At 46.4% G+C, this 23,876-nt stretch carries 12 protein-coding genes; 6 read left to right on the top strand and 6 right to left on the bottom strand.

Annotated features, from left to right (window positions below; genetic code table 11):
* Positions 1-62 precede the first annotated feature (62 nt).
* Positions 63-2,348, bottom strand: a complete 2,286-nt coding sequence (locus WA381_RS03465; protein ID WP_156087282.1) for a sensor domain-containing diguanylate cyclase — start codon at positions 2,346-2,348, stop codon at positions 63-65.
* 267 nt (positions 2,349-2,615) lie between these two features.
* Here WA381_RS03465 and plsB point away from each other — a divergent pair, with 267 nt between their 5' ends.
* A complete protein-coding gene (gene plsB, locus WA381_RS03460) occupies positions 2,616-5,069 on the top strand; it encodes a glycerol-3-phosphate 1-O-acyltransferase PlsB (protein ID WP_014951390.1) in 2,454 nt (817 codons plus the stop codon).
* Positions 5,070-5,314: 245 nt separating this feature from the next.
* On the opposite strand, the gene ilvA is transcribed toward plsB, so the two are convergent.
* Both ilvA and ilvD read right to left on the bottom strand, forming a co-directional pair.
* Entirely contained in the window at positions 5,315-6,868 is a 1,554-nt protein-coding gene (gene ilvA / locus WA381_RS03455; protein ID WP_014977809.1) for a threonine ammonia-lyase, biosynthetic, read from the bottom strand.
* Entirely contained in the window at positions 6,868-8,718 is a 1,851-nt protein-coding gene (gene ilvD / locus WA381_RS03450; RefSeq protein WP_014977810.1) for a dihydroxy-acid dehydratase, read from the bottom strand. Before ilvD ends, ilvA begins: the two co-directional genes overlap by 1 nt.
* A 442-nt stretch (positions 8,719-9,160) precedes the next feature.
* On the opposite strand from ilvD, the gene WA381_RS03445 reads away from it, so the two are divergent.
* Both WA381_RS03445 and WA381_RS03440 read left to right on the top strand, forming a co-directional pair.
* Entirely contained in the window at positions 9,161-9,778 is a 618-nt protein-coding gene (locus WA381_RS03445; protein ID WP_014951393.1) for a trimeric intracellular cation channel family protein, read from the top strand.
* Between the two features lie 208 nt (positions 9,779-9,986).
* On the top strand, positions 9,987-11,501 hold the full coding sequence (locus tag WA381_RS03440; RefSeq protein WP_156079064.1) for a YifB family Mg chelatase-like AAA ATPase: 1,515 nt from the start codon (positions 9,987-9,989) through the stop codon (positions 11,499-11,501).
* A gap of 20 nt (positions 11,502-11,521) precedes the next feature.
* Here the strand turns inward: WA381_RS03440 and ilvY are convergent, their stop codons facing one another.
* On the bottom strand, positions 11,522-12,394 hold the full coding sequence (gene ilvY, locus WA381_RS03435) for an HTH-type transcriptional activator IlvY (protein WP_156079065.1): 873 nt from the start codon (positions 12,392-12,394) through the stop codon (positions 11,522-11,524).
* A 157-nt stretch (positions 12,395-12,551) separates the two neighbouring features.
* On the opposite strand from ilvY, the gene ilvC reads away from it, so the two are divergent.
* The gene (ilvC, locus tag WA381_RS03430) at positions 12,552-14,030 is read left to right on the top strand and encodes a ketol-acid reductoisomerase (RefSeq protein ID WP_014951396.1); all 1,479 of its coding nucleotides are present in this window, start codon (positions 12,552-12,554) and stop codon (positions 14,028-14,030) included.
* Between the two features lie 133 nt (positions 14,031-14,163).
* Here ilvC and WA381_RS03425 read toward each other — a convergent pair whose 3' ends face one another.
* Both WA381_RS03425 and WA381_RS03420 read right to left on the bottom strand, forming a co-directional pair.
* Positions 14,164-15,411, bottom strand: a complete 1,248-nt coding sequence (locus WA381_RS03425; RefSeq protein ID WP_197044437.1) for a multidrug effflux MFS transporter — start codon at positions 15,409-15,411, stop codon at positions 14,164-14,166.
* A gap of 140 nt (positions 15,412-15,551) precedes the next feature.
* A complete protein-coding gene (locus WA381_RS03420) occupies positions 15,552-17,543 on the bottom strand; it encodes an alpha/beta hydrolase family protein (RefSeq protein WP_156087283.1) in 1,992 nt (663 codons plus the stop codon).
* 617 nt (positions 17,544-18,160) lie between these two features.
* On the opposite strand from WA381_RS03420, the gene WA381_RS03415 reads away from it, so the two are divergent.
* Together WA381_RS03415 and WA381_RS03410 are read left to right on the top strand one after the other, a co-directional pair.
* On the top strand, positions 18,161-19,999 hold the full coding sequence (locus tag WA381_RS03415) for an autotransporter assembly complex protein TamA (RefSeq protein WP_156087284.1): 1,839 nt from the start codon (positions 18,161-18,163) through the stop codon (positions 19,997-19,999).
* Entirely contained in the window at positions 19,996-23,868 is a 3,873-nt protein-coding gene (locus tag WA381_RS03410; protein ID WP_156087285.1) for a translocation/assembly module TamB domain-containing protein, read from the top strand. Before WA381_RS03415 ends, WA381_RS03410 begins: the two co-directional genes overlap by 4 nt.
* Positions 23,869-23,876: the final 8 nt, after the last annotated feature.

The raw sequence follows: 23,876 nt of genomic DNA, 5'->3' as shown, positions 1-23,876 counted from the left end.
CTAGCAACAGCGCCTTGAGCGTATACGCTTATATTTAATGTAGGCGAAGCCACGTACTATTATTATTCATCCCATACGACTTGGTTTCTGCCCTGCTCCTTGGCTCTGTACAGCGCCTTGTCAGCAAGCGATAAGAGGGCGCTGAAATCCGCCTCATAGGTGTCTTTAACAAATGTTGCGCCAATGCTGATCGATAAATTCATCGTGTCTGTCTTGTAGGTCACCCTTCCTTCTTCAACAGCAATGCGCAGTGCTTCTAGCTGCCTATGGATCTCTTCTTTCTTGTCACCTATCATGACTATTGCAAACTCTTCTCCTCCTAATCGAGCCACGACATTTGGCGCTTGATTATGTTTAGCTATTTTTCTCGCAACAGCAATAAGCGCCTGATCTCCAGCATCGTGACCGTAGGTATCGTTTACTTTTTTGAAGTGATCAATATCGACAATAGCAACACATCCTCGACAATGTTGTTTTGAAAATGAGATGCACTCGTCAAGGAACGCGCGTCGGTTATAAAGGCCCGTTAAAGAATCAGTCATCGCCAAATGCCTAAGCTTCTCTTCAGCAACGGCTCGGGCTTCCTCAAGCTCTACTGCGTAGAACAAGCCAGCCAAAGCATCTAAAAAGGGCTGTAGAAACTCAGCATCTTCGTCAGTGTAGGTATCAAACTTATTCGCTAAACCGACCATTCCCACTACTTTATCTTTCACTTTTATTGGTAGGCCTAAAAATCGGCTAATGCGCGGATGACCGTGCGGAACACCTTTGGAATTAGGGTGACTGTTTGGCGCATTACTAATGGTAACTTCTCCCGTTAAAATTGAGGTTCCAAAAAGGTTATCGAAGTTACTAAAGTAGAGGTTTCGTTTTTTGTATTCTGCATATTGAGAAAAGCTACTGTTATCCCAAACAATTTCAGAAATCGCATGAATGAAAAGTCTAGATGAGCTACCGTCTCCTTTCATTTGGCCGACAAAGGCAAACTGGCTATCTGAGATATCTATGAGTTCAGCCAGTACGGACTGACACGCCATCGTCAAGTCATTGTTTTGGAGATATGATGCCCGGGTTTTATTGATAAATTGAAGGAGCTGGGTTTTCTTTCTCTCATGCAGTTCGCTTTCCATTCGCTGCGTTATATCTCTATGAATACCTGCTATACGAACCGGCTTACCTTGGGCATCTGTCTCAACGGTTTTCCCATAACTTTCAACCCAAACCCAAGAGCCATCAGTGTGTTTCATGCGAAATGTGGTGTTAAAGACTTTGCTCTTACCAATTAGATGCATGTTGAGCTGCTTTTCAACTTTGACGTAATCCGCGGGATGAATGAGCTGTCTAAAAAAGCGGGAGCCACTGTCATAGTATTCATACTCAAGACCAACAATGTCGCACCAGCGCTTGTTGACTTGATTAACATCGGCGGCCAAGTTCCAGTCCCATGTTCCTAACTCTGAAGCCTCGAGTAATAAACGCATCCGCTGATTGGTTTTGTTGAGCTTATCTTCCACATACTTTTGGTCACTAGTGTCAAACAAAAATGCTTGAACCGAGTACAACATGCCGTCTTCGCGAAAATTTGCCGTTGATATCATGCTCACCCGAATAGTACGCGTTGGCGTCTTTATCTGAAGACGGCAGGTGTGCGTTTCCACACCTTCCATGTGGGCCTGCATAGCAAAGGTAAAATCCCCCTCCGCCTCCTCAGACAGCACCTCACTCAATGCCACCGTTCCAGTGAGCAAATCTTGGGGTGAAACTCCCAATACACGCTCACTATTTTTCGAGATATACACCAGCCTCAACGACGTATCATAGCGCCACGTTGCCAACACAATAGGAGACTTCTCAATAAGCCCATGCTCGCGTTTAAGCGCTTCGTGTTCTCTTGAAAGCGAAATATGCTGACTAACCAAAGCACCTATTCTCTCTAAAACTTCTAAGTGTTTTGCGTCTATTTCTCTTGGCACGGTATCAATTAAACATACGGCACCGATTACCTGATCATTTATCTCGATCGGCGTTCCTGCGTAGAAACAAATGTGAGGTTCTCCGGTGACGAGAGGATTATGCATAAACCGTGGATCTTCTTGCGCGTTGCTAACAACCACCTGCTCGCGCTCTTCAACGACGTGACTACAAAACGCATGTTCACGAGTGACTTTAGAAAGAGTGGTTCCGTAGTGTGCTTTAAAGGTTTCTTCAAACTCTCCGACGACGCCAATGAGTGCGATCGGCACCTTGTATGCCTCTGCGAGCACCATCATTAAATCATCAAGATCTAACGGCACTTCGCTATTGAGCATGAAGTCATCAATTGTCTTTAACCGGCTTTGATCATCCACTACTGCTTGCTCATATTCATTTGCCCTTATAAAAGTAGTAACAGTCTGGCTGTACCGCAATTAAATACAGCTAATGTTACGTTCTCTGTATTCGAACCCATTATAGAAATGGCTGTGACTCACAAGAAAAGGAGAAGGGCGCTTTTGAACTTCCCATGTTATGGATAGTCATTACAGCATGAGAAGCGATGAAATTGGCTTGTCGCGAGATTGTGACGCGTTTGTGTTACACTTCACCCGTTTTTATTTCATAGGATTACATAATTCATGTCGTGGATGCGAAAAGCCCTTCTGTCGGTATTTCATTATCCTGTTAAGTTACTGGTTAAAGCCCACAGCATTCCAGTTAACGTTGAAACCGAATTAGGAATAGATAAAAGTAAACCTATCGTTTATCTACTCCCCACCAACTCAGTGACTGACCAACTTGCACTGAGAATGTCGACTAAAGCGCTAGGTTTACCTAGTCCTACAGAAACCCTTACATTAGCGGGGCGAGAGTATTCGTCGACCTTATTTTTACGTAAAACCCAGCCCCTTTTCCGCTCGTCGGCTAAAGATACGGGAATTGAAGACGTTTTTACTGACCTCTTTCATTTGCATAGAGACCATGAAAACCTAGATTTACAAGTTGTTCCTGTCTATGTGACGTGGGGCCGTGCCCCGGGTCGTGGAAAGCCAGGCTTAAGCGATCTCATTGCTGATAAAGCGGCGCCAAGTTGGCTTCGTAAGTTGTTCATTGTGCTGTTTTTGGGCCGCGACAACTTTATTAACTATTCTAAAGCCGTTTCTGCACGCGCGATGTCCAATCAACATGGTAGTGACCAAAGTATTGCACATAAGCTTGTGCGCGTAGCAAGCACTCACTTTCAAAGAAAGCGTCAAAGCATGACTGGCCCAACGCTGTTAGAGCGCCAAGAACTCAATAATAGTGTGTTGGGCTCTGATGCAGTGCGTCGCGCTATTGCTGAGGAATCACGAAGCAAGAAGGTGTCTCATGAAAAAGCGAAAGAGACTGCCCAAACCTACATCACAGAAATCGCGGCAGACTACCGCGAAGGGCTAATTCGTTTTGGCGACAGGCTACTTACCCGTATCTGGAACAAAATTTATAACGGTATTAGTGTAGGTCATGCCGATCGCATTCGTGAATTGGCGGCTAATGGTCATGAAATCATCTACGTACCGTGCCACCGTAGTCACATGGATTACCTATTATTGACTTACGTGATTTATCACGAGGGTATGGTTACGCCACATATCGCTGCAGGTATCAATCTGAACTTTTGGCCGGTTGGAAAAATGTTCCGTCGTGGCGGTGCTTTTTTCTTACGCCGCAGTTTTGCAGGCAACAAGCTCTACACAGCTGTATTCAGAGAATATCTAGAGCTGCTGTTTAACAAAGGCTATTCGGTAAAATACTATCCCGAAGGTGGCCGCAGCCGAACCGGCCGTTTGATCCCACCGAAAACGGGCATGCTAGCCATGACCATTCAAGCCATGCTCAAAGGCGTTAACCGTCCAGTTAGTATCGTGCCTGTCTATATTGGCTATGAGAACGTGATGGAAGTGAAAAGCTATTTGAACGAACTCAAAGGCTCTAAGAAGAAAAAAGAATCTAACCTTCAGGTGTTCTCGGCTATTCGTAAACTCAAGAATTATGGTCACGGATACGTGAATTTTGGCGAACCCATTGCGCTTAACCAGTTTCTTGAAAATCATGTGCCTAACTGGCGAGATTGTCGCGATGCCGAGCCAGAGAAAAAACCAGCGTGGCTGACACCTGCGGTTAACGAACTGGCCAATAATGTCATGACGCGAATTAACCGCGCAGCGGCATTAAATGGTATGGCGTTAGCGTCGTTATGCTTACTGTCTTCTAAACGACAGACCATGAGTGAAGCTGAGTTAAAACAAGCAATGGGCGATTTCATGGACTTGTTTAAAGCGGTACCGTTCAGCGATGATGCCACCATTCCAGATTCATCAGCGGAAGAGCTACTACGCGATACGCTGAAATTAGGCCGCTTTGACGTAAAAGAAGACGATTATGGGCGTTTGATCAGTCCTCAACCAAAATCAGCGGTATACCTTACTTATTATCGCAACAACATTTTGCATTTATTCGCGATCCCAGGTCTTATTATGGCGTCTATCTTCGCGAAGAAAGGCACCACGAAGAACAGTATTTTTCAGCTTATTGCGGCGCTTTATCCGTTGCTGCAAAAAGAGCTATTCTTACACCTTACCCAAGATGAGGCGCTTGCGCATACTGATGCGCTTATAACAGCGCTACTAAACAAAGGATTGTTGCGTCAGGAGGGCGATGAACTGTTGCCGCCAGATGCACACTGCAAACAATTCCACTCAGCATGGCTGTTAAGCCGATGTATGCAGGAAACGCTTCAGCGTTACGCGGTGGTATTGACCATTCTTGATAAAGAAAAAGTGATTAGCCGAAGTGCGCTTGAGCGCGAAAGTAAGCAAGTGGCTGAACGCTTATCTGCTCTCTACGGGCTAAGCTCACCAGAGTTTTACGATAAGAATGTGTTGTCTAGCTTTATCAGTGCATTGAAAGAAAACCACTGGCTGGACTCTGAAAAAGATGGCAGCTTGAAGTACTCAGAAGAGTGTGAAGCCTTACGTGCTGACGTTATGGCCCTGATTTGGCCAGAAATGATGCAGCATTTGGAGAACGTTACACTAAACGCTTCGAATTAAGGCGACGCTAGCTGGCTGAATTTGCCAGCACTACGGAGCTTAGGTAAAAAGAGAAAGCCCATGCTACTGCATGGGCTTTTTATTGCGCGTCAATCTATCTTGGCTGGCATTGAAAATCCCCATACTTCATTGATAGATAGACGCTAGATAGTGCCGCTTCGTATCGCTCCCCGGTAAACCTGCGCTTAACGCGAAGCAATACAAAGCGAAAACGGGAGATAGGCTCGTTTCGCCTGTTTCGCTATTTAGACCTTCGCTGGTTGCGACAGGAAAAAACGATAGGCGGGGTTGTCTGTTACTTCTTCAACCTTATAGCCTAACTCAGCAACATGCTGGTTAAAGTCATCTCTACTTTCTGGTGCGATATCAAAGCCTGCCAATACCAAACCTTCTGCTGCGCCATGGTTGCGATAGTGAAATAGGGTAATATTCCACTGTTCACCTAACGTATTTAAGAAGTTCAGTAGCGCACCCGGACGCTCAGGAAATTCAAAGCTGAAGACTTGCTCGTTGAGAATAGTTGGCGGACGGCCACCAACCATGTGACGAACATGGAGCTTCGCTAACTCATTATCGGTTAAGTTAACGCAGTCATACCCTTTGCTTTCAAGGTCGCTTTGCAGTGCAGCAAACTCTTGCTGCCCGCCTTTAAGCTTAACGCCCACGAAAATATGTGCTTCGCTCTCACTGGCATAGCGATAGTTAAATTCGGTGATTGCTTTTGCCCCAACGCACTCGCAAAACTGTTTAAACGCACCTTTGTTTTCAGGAATTTTAACCGCAAAGACCGCTTCTTTCTGCTCACCTAATTCACAGCGTTCAGACACATAGCGAAGGGTATGAAAGTTGATGTTTGCGCCACACAGAATGCCGCCTAACTTCTTACCTTTGAGGTCGTGTTGCTTAGCGTACTTGCGAATTGCCGCCACCGACAATGCGCCCGCAGGCTCTGCAATAACACGGGTATCATCAAAGATATCCTTAATTGCTCCGCATATTTCATCATTAGTAACCGTAATGGTTTCATCAATTAAACGATTACACAGACGGAAAGTTTCCTGCCCCATCACTTTAACAGCAACGCCATCAGCAAAAATGCCGACGCTTTCAAGCTCGGTAGGCGCGCCTTGCGCCTTTGCTTTAATGAAACAGGCCGATTCTTCCGACTCTACCGCAACGATTTTTATGCTTGGTTTTAGTTGCTTTAAGTAAACCGCAATACCAGCGGCTAAACCACCGCCGCCCACAGCAATAAATAAGATATCGAGGTGTGGGTTTTGCTCTAGCAACTCTCGCGCGACTGTACCTTGCCCTGCAATGACATCGGGGTCGTCAAAGGGCGGAACAAAGGTATAACCGTGGGTCTCACATAATGCTTTTGCATGGCTACTTGCTTGATCAAAGCTGGTGCCATGCAATACCACATTCACGTTTTCACCGCCGAAGCGTCGTACTGCGTCTACCTTGATATCAGGCGTGGTTTCAGGCATGACAATAGTCGCCTGAATACCTTTCATTTTTGCACTGTACGCTAAGCCTTGCGCATGATTACCCGCCGAGGCGCCAATTACGCCAGCTTGCAATTGCTCGTCGCTTAGTGAGCAAATACGGTTATAGGCACCGCGCAGCTTAAAGCTTTTTACCGGCTGCTGATCTTCGCGTTTCAGAAAAATTTCATTGCCAAGCTCGGCTGAAAGCAAAGACATATAGGAAAGTTCACTTGCCACTGCTACATCGTAAACAGGGGCAAGTAAGATCTTCTTCAAATATTCATGATCGCTAACGTGTTCGGCTGCCATTATAGATTTTCCAGCTTAGTCACATCACGCACTGCACCTTTATCGGCACTGGTTGCTAACGCCGCAAAGGTTTTAAGTGATGTGGAGACTTCACGAACGCGATCTTTCGGCTTCCAAGGCTTATCACTGGCTTCCATTTTCGCGCGGCGTTCTGCTAGTTCTTCATCGCTAATAGCAATATTGATACTTCTATTGGGTATATCTATTTCAATTTTATCGCCATCTTCCACTAGGCCAATGCCACCACCACTGGCGGCTTCAGGTGAGCAGTGACCTATAGACAACCCACTGGTACCGCCACTAAAGCGTCCGTCTGTTACCAAAGCGCAGTGCTTGCCTAACCCTTTAGATTTCAAGTAAGACGTTGGGTACAGCATTTCTTGCATACCCGGGCCGCCGCGGGGACCTTCGTAGCGAATGAAGACCACATCACCGGCTTTTACTTCATCGCCCAAGATACCTGCTACCGCATCATCTTGGCTTTCGTAGATTCTCGCAGTTCCGTTGAATTTAAGAATAGACTCATCTACGCCAGCCGTTTTTACAATACAGCCATCTTCAGCCACATTACCGTAAAGCACGGCTAGGCCACCTTCTTGACTGAACGCATGGTCGATAGAGCGAATGCAGCCGTTTTCGCGGTCGTCATCGGCTTCGTCCCAGCGACAATCTTGGCTAAATGCTTTTGTCGTGCGAATACCCGCAGGACCCGCGCGATAAAAGGTAATAGCGTCTTCGTTTTCAGGGTTAGTGATGTCCCACTCGCTGATAACGTCGGTAAGCGGTTTTCCTAAAACATGATTAACATCGGTGTTCAGCAAGCCAGCCTTATTTAGCTCGTTCAAAATACCCAAAACGCCACCCGCTCGGTGTACGTCTTCCATGTGGTATTTGGGTGTTGAAGGTGCCACTTTGCATAGGTGAGGCACTTTGCGAGACAATCTGTCGATGTCTGCCATAGTAAACGGCACTTCGCCTTCCATTGCCGCTGCTAACAGATGCAAAATGGTATTGGTCGACCCACCCATGGCAATATCCAAGCTCATGGCATTCTCAAAAGCCTTAAAGTTAGCGATATTACGTGGTAATACACTGTCATCATCGTCGCCGTAGTAACGCTTGCACAGCTCAACAATTTGTTTGCCCGCTTGTTTAAATAAACCTTCACGGTCGGCGTGGGTAGCCAGCATAGAGCCGTTGCCCGGCAAGGATAAACCTAACGCTTCGGTTAGACAGTTCATGGAGTTCGCGGTGAACATCCCTGAACATGAGCCGCAGGTAGGGCAGGCTGAGCGCTCAATTTCGTCGGTATCAGCATCGCTAACTTTGTCGTCAGCAGCCGCTACCATGGCGTCAACCAAGTCTAGTTTAATAAGCTGGTCTGAAAGCTTGGTTTTACCCGCTTCCATTGGGCCCCCAGACACAAAAATGACCGGTACGTTCAAGCGCATAGACGCCATTAGCATTCCCGGGGTAATCTTGTCGCAGTTAGAAATACAAACGATGGCATCGGCGCAATGTGCGTTCACCATGTATTCCACTGCATCAGCAATAATTTCTCGAGATGGTAAGCTATACAGCATACCGCTGTGCCCCATGGCGATACCGTCATCCACTGCGATAGTGTTGAATTCTTTCGCCACACCACCCGCTTCTTCAACGCTGCGTGCCACTAATTGGCCGAGATCTTTTAGGTGAACATGCCCAGGTACGAACTGCGTAAATGAGTTCGCAATAGCAATAATAGGCTTGCCGAAATCAGAGTCTTTCATTCCAGTTGCTCGCCATAACGCGCGAGCTCCCGCCATATTTCTACCTTGGGTGGTAGTTGCTGAACGTAACTTGGGCATAAATCCTTCCCGTTAATTTAAGGTTCTAGGTTTAGGCGCTAGACCTTTTTGTGAAACTAAAAAACAGTGGTAAACCAGTAATGCTTTGGCTCAACTTCCAATACGCGCTGTTTTACTCAAAATTGCATGTCATACTGATGATGTAACACATCATCTAAGGTCGTTCAAAGCGAGGAGCAACAAAGCCTAACTGCTAACACATCAGTAGCGCTTTGTTTTATATGATATATTTGACATACAATACCTATGTCCATTGGCATTGTAATTATGAAATGTTGTTCGTTAGAGGTTATGGCTTTACCTCATCACTCAATATCACGAACCGTAATCTCAACAGTACGTTTCGATATTGGGCAAAGAAATAGCATGAAACATAAGGCCTGATCAAGTATTTTGCGGTAGGAATGGCGAGTTTTTAAGGGTAGTAAAAGGGTACAAGAAGATGTTTGATTGGTTTCATTGGTTAAACTTAGCGGGGGTTGCAGTGTGCGCAATTTCCGGCACCCTGATGGCCTATCAAAAGCGTATGGATGGATTTGGCGTGGTCGTGCTTGCCAGCGCAACCGCCATTGGCGGCGGAACACTACGTGATGTCATGTTAGATGTCCCGGTCTTCTGGATTGCCGATACCGATTATTTATACACCACACTGATAGCCGCCTTTATACCCATTATCTGGCTGCGTATTAGCCCACGCTTTCCTTTTCACTATTTATTGATCGCCGATGCTTTCGGGCTCGCGCTTTTTAACGTAGTTGGCATAGAGAAAGCCTTAGCCAACGACACAGGCATGGCCGTGGCGGTTGCCATGGGCACCATTACCGGCGTGTTTGGCGGTCTGTTACGGGACGTTATTTGCCGAGAGGTACCGCTGGTACTCAACGGCGAACTGTATGCAATGACCTGTATTGCAGGGGGCGTGGTTTATGGAATAGGCATGCAAATGGAACTCGCCACACAGTGGTGTGGTATTGCGGCCCTTGTCACAACCGTACTGTTTAGGCTTGGCGCCATGCGCTGGCATTGGCAGCTGCCCGTTTTCTACAACGACCACCACTAGCACTAGCCTAAGTTTGCTGAGCAGGGTCATTGCATGCCAAGCGTTTTATGCACTCTCAGTAGATCCCATCGTTAGTACAGTTACATCTTATCCCGACTCTCTCTAAAGTTTACGCCGACTGCGTTGGCTTGCATTTTTACCGCGCTGACACGTTTGCGTTTCAAAACCACGAATCATAAGTATTCAGCGAGAGGAGGTTGTTTAGATTATGGGAATGGCTGTTGTTAAAACCTTTGCAGGGCAGGGCGTGGCAGCGCCAGAGGTAAGTGTAGAGATTCACCTAGCTAATGGTTTACCTGCTTTTCAACTGGTCGGTATGGCAGAAACCAGCGTTAAAGAAGCGCGAGAAAGAGTACGCAGTGCCCTGATAAACAGTGGTTTTGAGTTTCCCGCAAAACGAATAACCGTCAATTTAGCGCCGGCAGATATTCCCAAGTTTGGCGGGCGGTTCGACCTTCCCATCGCCGTAGGCATTTTAGCTGCGTCGGGCTACATCTCAGACATTAGCCTGCTCAACATTGCCTTTGTGGGCGAGCTTGCATTAAACGGCGAAATAAAGCCAGTAAACGGGCTAATTCCTGTGGTAATGGCAGCTGCACACGAAGACATTGCGCTCGTATACCCAGGTGATAATGACGTAGAGGCTGCATTGGTTTCTCACGCAACACGCTATCCTGCTTTCGATTTACAGTCTGTTTATGAACACCTTGCCGGCAACAAAAAACTTGCTAAAGGCCAACCGTTTACCTCGCGAGCACTTAACAGCCCCCTTTCAGGGTGGGATGACATTATCGGCCAAGAGCAAGCCAAACGAGCGCTTGTTATCGCAGCAAGTGGAGCACACAATTTACTTATGGTGGGCCCTCCTGGCACAGGTAAAAGCCTGCTCGCCAGCCGAATGCTATCGCTATTACCCGATATGAGCGAGGAAGAAGCGTTGGAAGTGGCTGCCATTCACTCTGTGAAAGGCGAAAAACTGCATGCAGAGCGTTTTCTAACTCGCCACCTCCGCTCGCCCCATCATACTAGCTCTGCGGTGGCGCTTACTGGCGGTGGCTCAAACCCTGTACCGGGTGAAATATCGCTGGCTCATAATGGTATTTTGTTTCTAGACGAACTGCCTGAATTTGGGCGAAAGGCACTGGATGTTTTACGCGAACCGCTAGAAACCGGCGATGTGCATTTATCTCGTGCTTCAGGAAGCGCGACATACCCCGCTAACTTTCAATTAGTAGCGGCAATGAACCCAAGCCCGACGGGTGATATTGATGATAACCGACTAACCCCGCAGCAACAGCTCAACTACTTGAACCGGTTATCGGGCCCACTGCTTGATAGAATTGATATACAAGTCGAAGTGCCTCGGCTACCTGACTACGACCTGCCAGAGCGTGCCAATAGACCTGACGACTCGCTACACGCAACGCGAAAGCGAGTCATTGCAGCGCGTCACAAACAAGGGCTACGGCAAGGCAAGCCAAATGGTGCGCTGCACGCGGGTGAGCTTGCCGATATATGCTTACTTGATGACGCTGATTTGCAGTTTCTACAAGCCGCTGCTAAACAGCTTAATTTGTCTATGCGGGTGTTTCATCGCACGTTAAAAGTGGCAAGAACCATTGCAGATCTTGAAGATGAGCACGCCGTATCGCGGGCGCACATTGCAGAAGCATTGGGCTATCGCGCCCTCGATAACCTTATTAAACAGTTGAGCGCTAGCTGAGCACCAGCTATGCCTTAAACTTAGCCTCGCGCTTGCAAATTAAGCTGCATAAAGGCGTTTATAAGCGGCTCGTTTTGCTTATCCTGCAAGCAGCATAAACCTAAAGCATAAGGCTCAATATCTTCAACAGGTATTTGGGTTACAGCGTTGGCCATACTGGAGTGATCAAGTACCACTTTAGGCACAAAACCCACGCCACATTCAAGTGCAACCATGCTCACGATGGCCTCGTTACCGCCGACATAAGCATACACATTTGGACGAATACCGTGTTCAGCAAACCAGTGATAGGCAGTACGACGGGTTGGGCCAGTTTCGGGCATAATCACCTGATGCTTGGTCCAGTCCAACTGGCTTAGTTGAGTAAGTCGCCACTCTCTTGGAGCAATAAGTACCAAAGGTACATTATCAAGCGCGGTGAAATGCAAATCTGTCGGCATATCAGGGGTGTAGATAGCAATAGATAAGTCGCACTGTTTGCCTTTCACTTTTTCTATCGCAAGGGCAGGATCGCCGGTAATTAGGCGTATATCAACACCCGGGTGCTGTTGCCTGAACTGTCTAAGCATAGCGGGTAAGTGGCTTTGACTAGCGGTAACCGAGCAAAATACACTGAGCTCACCCTGCAATGCGTCGTTATCTTCTTTTAAGTCGACCTTTAGCTGTTGCCAATCTTTCAGCGCTTGCTTTGAAAAAGACAGCAGCTTGTGCCCACTGTGGGTTAGCGCCACTTTGCGGTTATCACGTTTAAACAACGTGCAGCCTAACTCGTCCTCAAGGCGTTGAATAACCCGGCTTAACGTAGAAGGCGACACATACATTGCCTCGGCGGTAATGCCAAAATGCAGGCTGGTAGCTAGGTGATTGAACAGCTGTAGACTGCGAAAATCCATAAGCATTTCACTTTATGCAATATTATCTTGCAAATATATCATTTTCCAAAACAAAAGAAATCTTTTAGTCTCAATATCAAGTCGTCATAGACGAGGTCTGTCAACACCAAGGTCGGTGTTTGATATTGACAAAAATGAATGTTGTTCGGAAATTTTTATGGCTAATTATTTCAACACCCTGTCACTTCGCCAGCAGTTAGATCAGCTTGGCCGCTGCCGTTTCATGGCACGCGATGAATTCGCTGACGGTTGTCAGTTCTTAAAAGGCAAAAAAATTGTCATTGTAGGCTGCGGCGCGCAGGGCCTTAACCAAGGCTTGAATATGCGTGACTCAGGGTTAGATGTTTCTTATGCGCTGCGTCAAGCAGCCATTGATGAGCAACGCGACTCATATAAGCGCGCAACCAGTAACGGATTTACCGTTGGTACTTACCAACAGCTCATTCCAGAAGCAGACGTAGTATATAACTTAACACCTGATAAGCAGCACGCTAGCGTAGTCGAAGCCGTTATGCCGCTTATGAAAGAAGGTGCAACGCTAGGTTACTCTCACGGTTTCAATATCGTTGAAGAAGGGCAGCAAATTCGTAGCGATATCACAGTAATCATGTGTGCGCCGAAAAGCCCGGGTTCTGAAGTACGTGAAGAATATAAGCGTGGCTTCGGTGTACCAACTCTGATTGCTGTACACCCAGAAAACGACCCTGAAGGTAAAGGTTGGGATCAAGCCAAAGCACTTGCAAGTGCAACGGGCGGTGACCGCGCAGGCGTACTTGAGTCATCATTTGTGGCTGAAGTTAAATCTGACCTCATGGGCGAGCAGACCATTTTGTGTGGTATGCAACAAGTTGCAGCGGTACTTGCGTTTGAAAAAATGGTTGATGACGGTATCGAGCCAGGATACGCAGGTGCACTTATTCAGTACGGCCTAGAAGCTATTACTGAAGCACTTAAGATTGGCGGTGTGACTAACATGATGGACCGTCTTTCAAACCCTGCGAAAGTGAAAGCGTTTGAGCTTTCTGAGCAGTTAACTGATTTACTTCGTCCGCTATTTGAAAAGCACCAAGACGACATCATCAGCGGTGAGTTCTCTCGCACCATGATGGAAGATTGGGCCAATGGCGATGCGAACCTGCTTAAGTGGCGTGAAGAAACCGGTGAAACCGCGTTTGAAAACGCACCGGCTTATGAAGGTGAAATCAGTGAACAAGAATTCTTTGACCACGGCATCTTACTGGTTGCCATGATCAAGTGTGGTGTTGAAGTTGCGTTCGACGTAATGGTTGAAGCCGGTATTTTACCTGAGTCTGCGTACTATGAATCACTGCATGAAACACCGCTTATTTCTAACACAATCGCACGTAAGCGTTTGTATGAAATGAACGTGGTTATTTCAGACACAGCAGAATACGGAAACTATTTGTTTGCTAACGCAGCAATTCCAATTTTGCGTGAGAAATTTATGCCTACCATTGATACCAGCGTTATCGGTAAGGGTTTAGCCGCTACTTCTAATCAGGTAGAGAACAAACGCCTTGTTGAAATTAACGAAGCCATCCGCTCACACGGTGTGGAATCGGTAGGTAAGACCTTACGTGGCTACATGACTGACATGAAGGCCATCATAGGTTAGGACAGTTTCTGTCGTTAGGTGCTTAACTAAGCCCTCTTGCCCGACCATTTTGGTCGGGCTTTTTTATGTCCGTAAGCCTGCTAATAAGTATCTTTCTTACGCAACTGACCTCTGCGACACGCCGATACACCTTCTAAATAGAACCTTCACGAACGCGCTCAGCATAGCGTACGGATACGTAAGACAAAGCAAAAAAGACGAGAAATCCCCAGCCGATAGGCATTAAATTTCCATTTAAGAAACTGTCGACGAACAGTGCAACAGGCACCGAGAAAAGGCTAGAAAATGAGCCAATTATGGCCGCGCCTAAACCTGCCATATCGCCAAGCGGCTGCATCGCCATGGCGTTTAAGTTACCAAACAGTATGCCCACAAAGAAAAAGCCTACAAACATAACCGCAACCGTAGGAATTAAAGGCGGCAAGCCGTCGTACGCCAACAGTAACACTAAATACACAACGGCAAACCCGTTAACCCCTTTAAGTGCAAAACGACAAAGCTTGCGCATCCCAAAACGCATTACCATTTTACCGTTAAAGTAAGAGGCGAGACCAATTGAAAAAGCAAGCGTTGCAAAGATGTAGGGAAACCATTCACCTACGTTGTAAAACACAGTAAATATGGTTTGCGAAGCACTTAAATACGCCAAGAATGCCCCAAAAATACAGCCCATGGCAAAGGTGTAACCCATCACTGCTGGGTTAGTTAGAATGAACTTTGAAGATGCGAAAAACTGCGCCCATGAAAACTTTTTACGCCTTGCTCTTGGCAGGGTTTCCCCTTGACGAGAAAAAAACCAAATGCCGGCCATGGTAGCCACAATGAGAAACATAGTGAAAATATGGAACCATGAGGTCAACTCCATCACCGTTTGCCCAATAATAGGCGCCAACATAGGCACTAATATAAACACCATCATGATAAACGACATGACTTTTGCCATCGCATCGCCAACGTAAAGGTCGCGAATAATTGCCATAGAGGCTATTCGTGGCCCAGACACCCCAAATGCTTGAATAACGCGACCTACCAGCATGGTCTCCAAATTAGTGGCCATCATGCAAACAAATGTACCTAAGGCGAAAATACACAGACCCACTAATATAGTTAGGCGACGGCCGCGGCTATCGGAAAAAGGCCCAAAGAACATTTGACCCAGTGCCATGCCTAAAAAGAACACGGTAACGATTAAGTGGGTTTGATGCGCCTCGACGACCTGTAGTGACTCGCCAATTTGAATCAACGCAGGCAGCATAGCGTCAATGCTCAACGCGACAAGGGATGTCATCGTAGCCATTAGCGCAACAAATTCAACAAGGCCAAGCGCTGGCTTTTGCACAACTGCAGTATCCTCAGATACGCCATTAGAAGTCTGGGGCATAAAGTCTCGAATATGAAATAAAGTGGGGGAAATTAAAAAGGCGCGAAATTAACGCGCCTTGTTGAGTATACCTGAAACTTGGTTAAAAAGCCGCCAGCCAAGCAAAATCTTGTCGTAAATACTGGTGCATTTAACGGGTGTTACTCGGAAGCTGAAACGTTTGCCGTTGCAGCACTCGCTTTACTCGCTGGCCTAAGGTGTTGGTCTAAAAATGCATCCATTTCCTTAAAGAAAATATGACGATTTCGCTGAATAGACAAATTGTGGTCGCCACTTTCAAGCTCTACATATTTGTAGACTTTGTCGTAATCATCTAACTCGTCAGCCATGTAGCGACTATGAAGTGGAGGGACAACTCTATCTTCCTCTCCATGTACCAGCAAAATTGGCGTCTTTATCCCTTTCGCATTGTAGTAAGGCGAGCGCGCTTCAAGGTCATCATAATCATCCCCAATTTGGTTTTTCACAAATTCGTTGTTCAGGAAACGGCGAGAATGAATAATGACGTGTTTAAGTGAACTTACGCCAGCAAAGCTCACCGCACACTTAAACAGATCCGGGGTTTTGACAGTTGCCATCAGGGCGGCGTAACCGCCATAGCTAGCGCCCACAATACACATGTTGTCTTGCTCAGCGTGCCCCTGCTCTACCATCCAGTTTGCCGCATCGGTGATATCATCTTGCATAGCCAAGCCCCAACCTTTCATTTGGCTTTGCGCAAAGCTGTACCCATACCCTCTAGAACCTCTAAAGTTAGGCCTTAGTACTGCATAACCTTTCGATGTAAAATACGCTGTCCAATAGTCGAAACCACTGAAATCTCTTGCTCCAGGGCCGCCGTGGGGATGAATAATGGTAGGAAACGGGCCTTCGCCTTTTGGTAAAGTCAAATACGCTTCGATTTTGATGCCGTCTCTGGCTTCATAATCAATTAACCTATGCTCAGATAATTTTGCCGGGTCTATTTGAGCATATTGCTCAAAAAGCATCACTAACGTGCCTTCTTTACGGTCACCCAGCAAATAAACTCCTGGTAAGGTGTCAGACTCTGAATAAACAATATATGTTTGTTCGTCGTCGCTAAAGCTCACTAAGGTATTGTCGTAATCAGGAAGACCAGCATCGATACCATTTTGAAGAGCGACGTAACGTTCATCCCAATAATGTCGACCGTCATGGCGTACTCCTATTGCATCTCGGGTAACCGGTGAATAGATAAGGCTACCATTAACATCATACCCTTCATCAGCATACACCTCTGTTCGCTCATTAGTAGTAAGGTTTAAGGTGTACAATGCACGGAAGTCTCCTTTATAACCTTTGAAATAAAGAATATTTGGGTCTTTTGCAAAGCCAACTGGGTATTCCCCCTTGTCAGACATAGCGTTGTAAGCAAATAAGGTGCGCCAATCGTCTCCTTCTTTTAGAAAGACTTCTCGCTCCCCTGTATCGTAATCAAGCGAAACACCTATACGAACGTTATTTTGTTGGTCCGTCATCCAATCTCTAATGCGTTTTTTCCCGCGAATAATGCGACTTACGCCACCATCATTAACATTGATTTTGTAAACCGACGGCAGCCCCAACACCTCAGCGTCTAAGGCAATTAGAATATGTTCTGGTTCGTCAGGCAGCCAGTCGATAACGTCATCGTGAAATTGAGGAATGTGGTTCGGGTTACCTGCTCGACGCTTTATTCTCTCCCATTCAACCAAGTTGAATGCACCGCCTTCACCGTCAAACTTAATGCTTAACAACCGTGTGTCGTGAACTTTCGTGGTGCCACGGCGGGTTTCGTAACGAGCGCTAACCACCAGCCGTTCATTGTTCACCCAGTTGTACCAGTTAATTTTTACGCGTTCATTGTCCGATCGCAGTAGGTAGTGCTTTTCACCCTTTTTTAAGTCGTAAGTGGCAAGCATGGCAAACGCTTCTTCTTGCTCAACGTTTTGAACAAAAGCGATTTTTGAGCCATCGGGTGACAGCGACGGTGTCCAATAGGTTGGCAAAGAACTGAATTTTTCGTACTCGGGTTCTGCCTTAGTTTGATCTGCGCCCAGTGTGGAGAAAGAGCAAACCAACAGTAGCAAAGTAACTAGTGTCGTAGGTAAGAGAGCCTTATTAGAAGACATAACATTCCCTTGTTGTTTTTTATTGTTAGTGGAACTTAGCTTAGGCAAAAAACTCGAAGTTAAGTTACGCAGAGTATACTCACTCATGCCCAGATGTACAAAAACAAAGCAATGCTAGGCTCTATGTTCAGTGAGTGGATGTGTCAGATATGTTCTGAAGAAGGGCATTCTAGTTAGGAAAATACGTTGAATGCATTCTATACCAATCCGCATAGATCATTACCCACTCAGCGAGAGTTAAAATGTTCGTAATCGCGGCGTGTTACCGCAGGTATAGTGGTCTACATCAAGGTGACACAACAAAGAGTACGGACATTTTAAACTCGCCCTTCGGGAAGGTCTGGCAAGCTTCCTAGCTTCATTCTGGGAATTTGAAAGGGAACAGCCATTCCTGCATTCCCACGCTTTGCTAGGAAACTTGCCAGCACCTTCTGAGTGGGCAATTATCTATGCGGATTGGTATTATTTACCGACGTCAGCGCAATTATTTGATCTCTCGTCGTAGTTTGCGGATACAAATTGCAAATGTGGTATCATTAACCACAGACATAATATGGATTTTACCATCAAGCGGTAAGCTTCACAGCCCAGCGTTACCTTAAGGACTTAGCCTTTTCATGCCTTCGATTTGGAGCGGGTTTGCCAGTTTGCAAGACCATCTTTTCCGACAATTTATGTTCAGAATCACCAAAGCAGTCCGAGTTTTGGTGGGCAGTACATTGTGCACGCTAGCGTGTGCTCTCTTTACTTTTTCACATGCCCAAGACCCTATTTCCTATAACATTCAGGGCGTAGAAGATGACAAACTGCGTAATAATATCCGCCTGCATTTAAACAGTCTCGACGTGGAAAAATCGTTGCTTACTGACCCTTACTGGCAAGATGAAGTGGGCGAAACGGTAGCGACAGCGGTTCAACCCTATGGTTATTACAACAGCGAGACCAAGGTAAGTATTGAAGAGGGCGACAAGGTTACAGTGAATGTTGCTTTGAATGCGCCGCTTACCATAAATAAAGTTACTCGCGAAATAATAGGTGCGGGACGTGAAGATAAGGCTTTCAGAGAACGTTTTAATTCACTAAAGCTTAAAGAAGGCGACGTGTTAAACCAAACCATTTACGAGTCGTTTAAGTCGTCCATGTTTAACTACGCCTTATCTAATGGCTATTTTGATTATTTTTGGCAGGCGACGCGTCTCGACCTAGTGCGTGACGAAAAACAAGCAAACGTACTTTTGATTGCGCAAAGCGGGCCCCAGTACCAATTTGGAGAGCTAAAATTTATTGGCGATGACAAAGCGAAAGCCATCATTGAGCGGCTAAAGCCGTTTAAAACAGGCGATGCGTACTCTTCAGCAACACTTGCCGATTTCAACAGAAGCCTTAATCAATCTGGGTATTTTACCCGCGTTATTGCACGCCCGGTTGTAAGTGAGGCTGATGGTTTGCTGGTACCGGTTGAGGTATCGTTACTTCACAGACCTACAGACGCATTTAACGTTTCTGTTGGCGCAGCCACTGACACGGGCCCACGGGTTCGCTTAGGATGGGAGCGTCCTTGGGTGAATAGTAAAGGGCACTCTGTTTCATCTGATATTTTCATTTCAGCGCCAGAACAATCAGTGACTGCCGACTACCGTATACCTATGAGAAACATAACGCGGGATTACGCGAGTATAGAGGCGGGTTACCAATTTATAGAGTACAGCAACACTTCCTTTGAGAGTGAAACCCTATCTTTGTCTGCACACCGTTACTGGCAACATGACAATTCACCATGGCAACACGATGGCTCGGTGACCTATCTACGTGAAACTTATGATCAAGGGGAATTGAGTACAAACACCACGTCCCTAGTATTACCCGGGTACTCGTTAACCTATCGCGATAAAGACAGTGAGCTCAACATTAATAATGGTACCTACCTTCAAATGCTCACCCAAATAGGCAGAGAAGGTTATGGTTCTGATATCGATTTTGCCAAGGCCGTGGTTGAAGCCACGCTTATCCGTACCTTTAACAATGTGCACAGAATAACCATACGCGGTGAAGCTGGGGTTATTAAAACCAATAGTTTTGATGAGGTGCCAACGTCGTTGCGTTTTTATGCAGGGGGCGATAAAAGTGTTCGCGGCTTCGACTATCGCGAAATTTCTCCGACAGCTGAAGTCATTGATCCAGAAACAGGAGAACTCATTGTTGACTCTATTGGAGGGAAGTACCTTGCTACATCGAGTGTAGAGTATGCCTATCAAGTGGCAGATAATTGGAGAGTGGCAGCGTTTGTCGATGCAGGTACAGCAACAAACGACACCAGCACAACGCTGACATATAGCGTTGGACCTGGTGTACATTGGCTTTCACCAATAGGTCCAGTCAGACTTTACGTGGCAAGAGGCTTTGCGCCAGACGAGAATACATGGCAGTTACATATTTTGTTGGGGCCTGAGCTATGAGAAAACGTACGCTTTCGGCTATTTTACTTTCACCGGTTCTTATACTGGTCGCGTTGTATGCCGTTTTGATAAGTCCCTTAGGCGGCCCTACCGTTAAGTTACTGGCCAACACGTTTGTTGAAAACCTCTCCATCGATGCCATTGACGGTGGGTTTGCTGACACACTAGAAGTGCATAATGTTGAGTGGGAAAACCCGCAATGGAAGGTGTCTGCACAATATGCCTACATTGATATTACCTGGCGTTGTTTGTTTGAGCCTAGAGTATGTGTCAATGAAGTCACGCTGGAAAACGCTACGCTTACACAGCGATCAAACGCGCCTGACTCTTCCGATGATGCACCTTCAGGTGGCCAGATTGAATTACCGCTGCCCATTGATGTTGGGTATTTAGCGCTAACGAATATCAAACTTGCTCTACTTACGACAACAGTAGAAATTGATGAACTAGAGCTGACCGATTTTGAAGGAAATAGCGACCTCATACTTGACAGCATCGCCGCGAAAGGTGTTCGCATTGCTCTGCTAAACCAAGATGAAGCTGCCAGCTCTACACCGGCAGCCATGACCAATGCATCGGAAACTAATAGTGAGCAGCCTGCTCCCAAAAAAGAACAGGCTCCAAGTGCTGATAGCGCTTTGCCTACGTCATACTCACTAAGCTACGACGTCCCCGTACTACCAAATATAGCTACGCCTATTCCTTTGTCTCTTGGTACTTTTTTAGTAGAAGATCTACACATAATTCAAGGGGAGAGCAAACAGCACATTTCACTCATCTCGCTGTTAGAGGCTCACTTTAAGGGCAGCGATGTCGCTATTGAAGAAATGACCGTTGTACATGAACAAGGTGAGGTGAAAGGAAAAGGGAGCGCAACACTTGACGGAAACTTCCCATTAAATGTGGCTATTAACGCGAAAACGAAGCTTGGCGACACACCACAAGAACTGAGTGTAGCGGCCGCGGGTGCGTTGGACGACTTAACGCTGTCAGTTGTAGCCAAAGGCGCGGTAACCGCAAACGCTAACCTAATGGCCAACATTCTAGACAGTAACCTTCCCATAGAATTCACTGCGAACTGGCAAGAGCAAGCCATACCGACAGTGGAAAACACTACGCTTAAAGAAGGACAGTTAACGCTTTCCGGCACCATGGGTGATTACGTACTTAAAGGAGCTGGCGCAGCTACATTGCCTGACATTGGCAATGTACCGGTATCACTTGATGTGGTGCTGAAAAAGAACAATATTTTTGTTAATCAAGCCAATATAAACGCTTTGGATGGGAGCTTAACCAACACAGGTACCCTTTATCTAAATGAGAGTATCGCGTGGGAAGGTAAGACAACGCTTAAGAATGTATCAGGGCGGCAATTCAGCACTTATGCGCCTGAAAAAATTAGCGGAGAAATAGACAGTATATTGCAATACTCTGAGCGCGGCGGATTACATATGAGCCTAAGAGATATGACTGTCTCGGGTGTACTTCAGGGCAAACCGCTTCAGGTGAAAGGGAATGCGGTTTATGCTGGCCCCAGCGACTTATTCGTTACTAACGTCAATATCATTCAAGAACACGAGCAAGAGCGAAACACGATACGCGCCATTGCTCAAGTACTGAATAAGCGGCATTTAAATGCAAATATTGCGATAAACGTTAACGCTATTTCAAGCCTATACCCAGAAGTGACAGGTGCGATAAGTGGTAATATCACAGCCGCCGGTCCTTGGCAAAACCCAAGTGCTAATGGCACACTCGCCCTATCTAATATTGCTGTGTCACCCAATTTAAATGCCTCTGCCGCGCAGCAAGGACCATTGAACGGCGAAATCAAAGTTAACGGTACCTATCGCGACCACACCGCAGATATTGACCTAGCTGTGCCCAACAATAATATTGGGCTGTCTTTAAAAGGTGCATGGACTAACAATCACTGGGTGGGAGAAATTAGTGATACCGCATTGAAGCTCGCTAATATGCAGTGGACGCTATCAAGCCCGTTCAGTGTAGATATAGGCAGCACACCTATAACGGCTAAAATAGGTCAGCACTGTTGGACCTCTCGAAAAGAAGGTGAGCTGTGTATTTCAAACGTGAATTATCAACAAAACAAAGCCAGTTGGGATATCAGCGCGACGGCGCTGCCCATCGGGTTGTGGGCGAACGAGTTAGCGCCTACTGTTGTTTCAAGCCCCTCACAAGCAACACTTACCGTAAAAACCAAAGGCAGCTACTCAGCTAACGACCCAATCGATGCTACATTTACTGCGTCTATGAGTTCTGCGCCATGGCAACTTGGTGAAACGCGCCCGCTAACGCTCACTATTAACTCCATAGAAACTAAAGGAGAGATAAAGCAGGGGCAGTTAGCATCAACGTCTGTGATCTCAAGCCAAGATGTCGGGGATGCAACACTAACCTTGAATACCCGTCCTTTCGAATCGCGTATTCCACTTGATGGTAAACTAGAGATGCAAGGGCTTAATGTTGCACCATTCAAACCCCTTTCCCCTGCTATCAGAACCCTTACAGGAAAGTTAAACGGGAACGTATCGTTAAGTGGTTACATTGACGACCCTACGCTTAACGGTGAATTGACAGTTTCAAATGGCGCTATCGATATACAAGATACACCTGTGACACTGGCCGATTGGAATCAAAAAGTATCGCTTAATGGTCAAACCGCTGCTCTAGACGGCACCTTCTTACTAGGCGGAGGAAAAGGGGCGTTAAAAGGCGAGTTAGACTGGTCATCCAACCCCAGTGCGACATTTAATTTAAAAGGAAACGGTTTCGAAATTCGTCAGCCAAACATTCGACTCAAGGTATCACCGAATATCGATATCGCCGCCACAAAAGAAAAAGTGGACGTGAGTGGCGAGGTAAATATTCCTTGGGCGAGAATTGAAATAGAGTCGCTACCTGAGAGTGCTGTTTCCCCATCAAAAGACGTGCACCTGCGTGGCGAACCGGATAGAGAGGAACCGCTAGATATCGTCCACGCTTCGGTATTGGTAAACATCGACAAAAACAAAACCGAAGAAGTAAAACTCGAAGCGTTTGGCCTTACTGCAAGTTTGTATGGTGGCATTCGCGTAAACACTCAACCTGCACTTGTGGGCTATGGTGACCTTCAAATTTTAAATGGTCGATACAACGCTTACGGACAACAGTTAATTATTCAAACCGGTGAAGTACAATTTAACGGCCCAATTGACCAACCTTTGTTGCTGGTCGAAGCCATCCGCGACCCGGCTAAAACCGATGACGACGTAATTGCAGGTATCCGAATTGATGGCGCGGCTGACTCGCCAAGTATTAACCTGTTCTCTGAGCCTGCAATGGATCAACAGGGCGTATTGTCATATCTACTCACAGGTTCTGGACCGAACTCGGGCACACAAGATCCTAACTACGCTGCGCTGCTGGTAGGTTTTGGTTTATCCAACACCAAAACCCTGACAGGGCAAGTGGGAAGCGCGCTAGGTATTGATGATTTTAGTTTAAGCACTAACGAAGATTTACTGTCGGTAAGAGGGCAGATTAACGAGCGATTATCTGTGGAATACAATGTGGACGTTGGTCTAAGTAACAACGACGCTAATAGCACGCTACGACGCAGACAACTACCGCCTGACTTGGCAGTAAAATATCAGCTTCTACCTAGTTTATATTTAGAAGCCATTCAAACCACACTGGAAGACCAATCTGAGTTCGCGTTAGACCTTTATTATGAGTTTTTCTTGGGTGATAACAGAACCCGTAGAGATAGTGATGAAGACGACAGTGAATCTGACGAGTCCAATGAAAGCGCAGAGCAAGATCTGAAAGATAAGGTGAGCACTCCGAGCACAAGTAATAACAATTAAGCGCTCAA

This window comes from Alteromonas sp. CH_MED4-4, assembly GCF_037029575.1.
GTDB classification, from domain to species: domain Bacteria; phylum Pseudomonadota; class Gammaproteobacteria; order Enterobacterales; family Alteromonadaceae; genus Alteromonas; species Alteromonas macleodii.
Note: the sequence above shows the minus strand (reverse complement) of the source record. Positions and strands in the feature narration are given on the sequence as shown.

Bases quoted from the DNA above. Each gene is read 5' to 3' on its own strand.
- plsB (WP_014951390.1), top strand. From the start codon at position 2,616: ATGTCGTGGATGCGAAAAGCCCTTCTGTCGGTATTTCATTATCCTGTT.
- ilvA (WP_014977809.1), bottom strand. From the start codon at position 6,868: ATGGCAGCCGAACACGTTAGCGATCATGAATATTTGAAGAAGATCTTA.
- ilvD (WP_014977810.1), bottom strand. From the start codon at position 8,718: ATGCCCAAGTTACGTTCAGCAACTACCACCCAAGGTAGAAATATGGCG.
- WA381_RS03445 (WP_014951393.1), top strand. From the start codon at position 9,161: ATGTTTGATTGGTTTCATTGGTTAAACTTAGCGGGGGTTGCAGTGTGC.
- WA381_RS03440 (WP_156079064.1), top strand. From the start codon at position 9,987: ATGGGAATGGCTGTTGTTAAAACCTTTGCAGGGCAGGGCGTGGCAGCG.
- ilvY (WP_156079065.1), bottom strand. From the start codon at position 12,394: ATGGATTTTCGCAGTCTACAGCTGTTCAATCACCTAGCTACCAGCCTG.
- ilvC (WP_014951396.1), top strand. From the start codon at position 12,552: ATGGCTAATTATTTCAACACCCTGTCACTTCGCCAGCAGTTAGATCAG.
- WA381_RS03425 (WP_197044437.1), bottom strand. From the start codon at position 15,411: ATGCCCCAGACTTCTAATGGCGTATCTGAGGATACTGCAGTTGTGCAA.
- WA381_RS03420 (WP_156087283.1), bottom strand. From the start codon at position 17,543: ATGTCTTCTAATAAGGCTCTCTTACCTACGACACTAGTTACTTTGCTA.
- WA381_RS03415 (WP_156087284.1), top strand. From the start codon at position 18,161: ATGCCTTCGATTTGGAGCGGGTTTGCCAGTTTGCAAGACCATCTTTTC.
- WA381_RS03410 (WP_156087285.1), top strand. From the start codon at position 19,996: ATGAGAAAACGTACGCTTTCGGCTATTTTACTTTCACCGGTTCTTATA.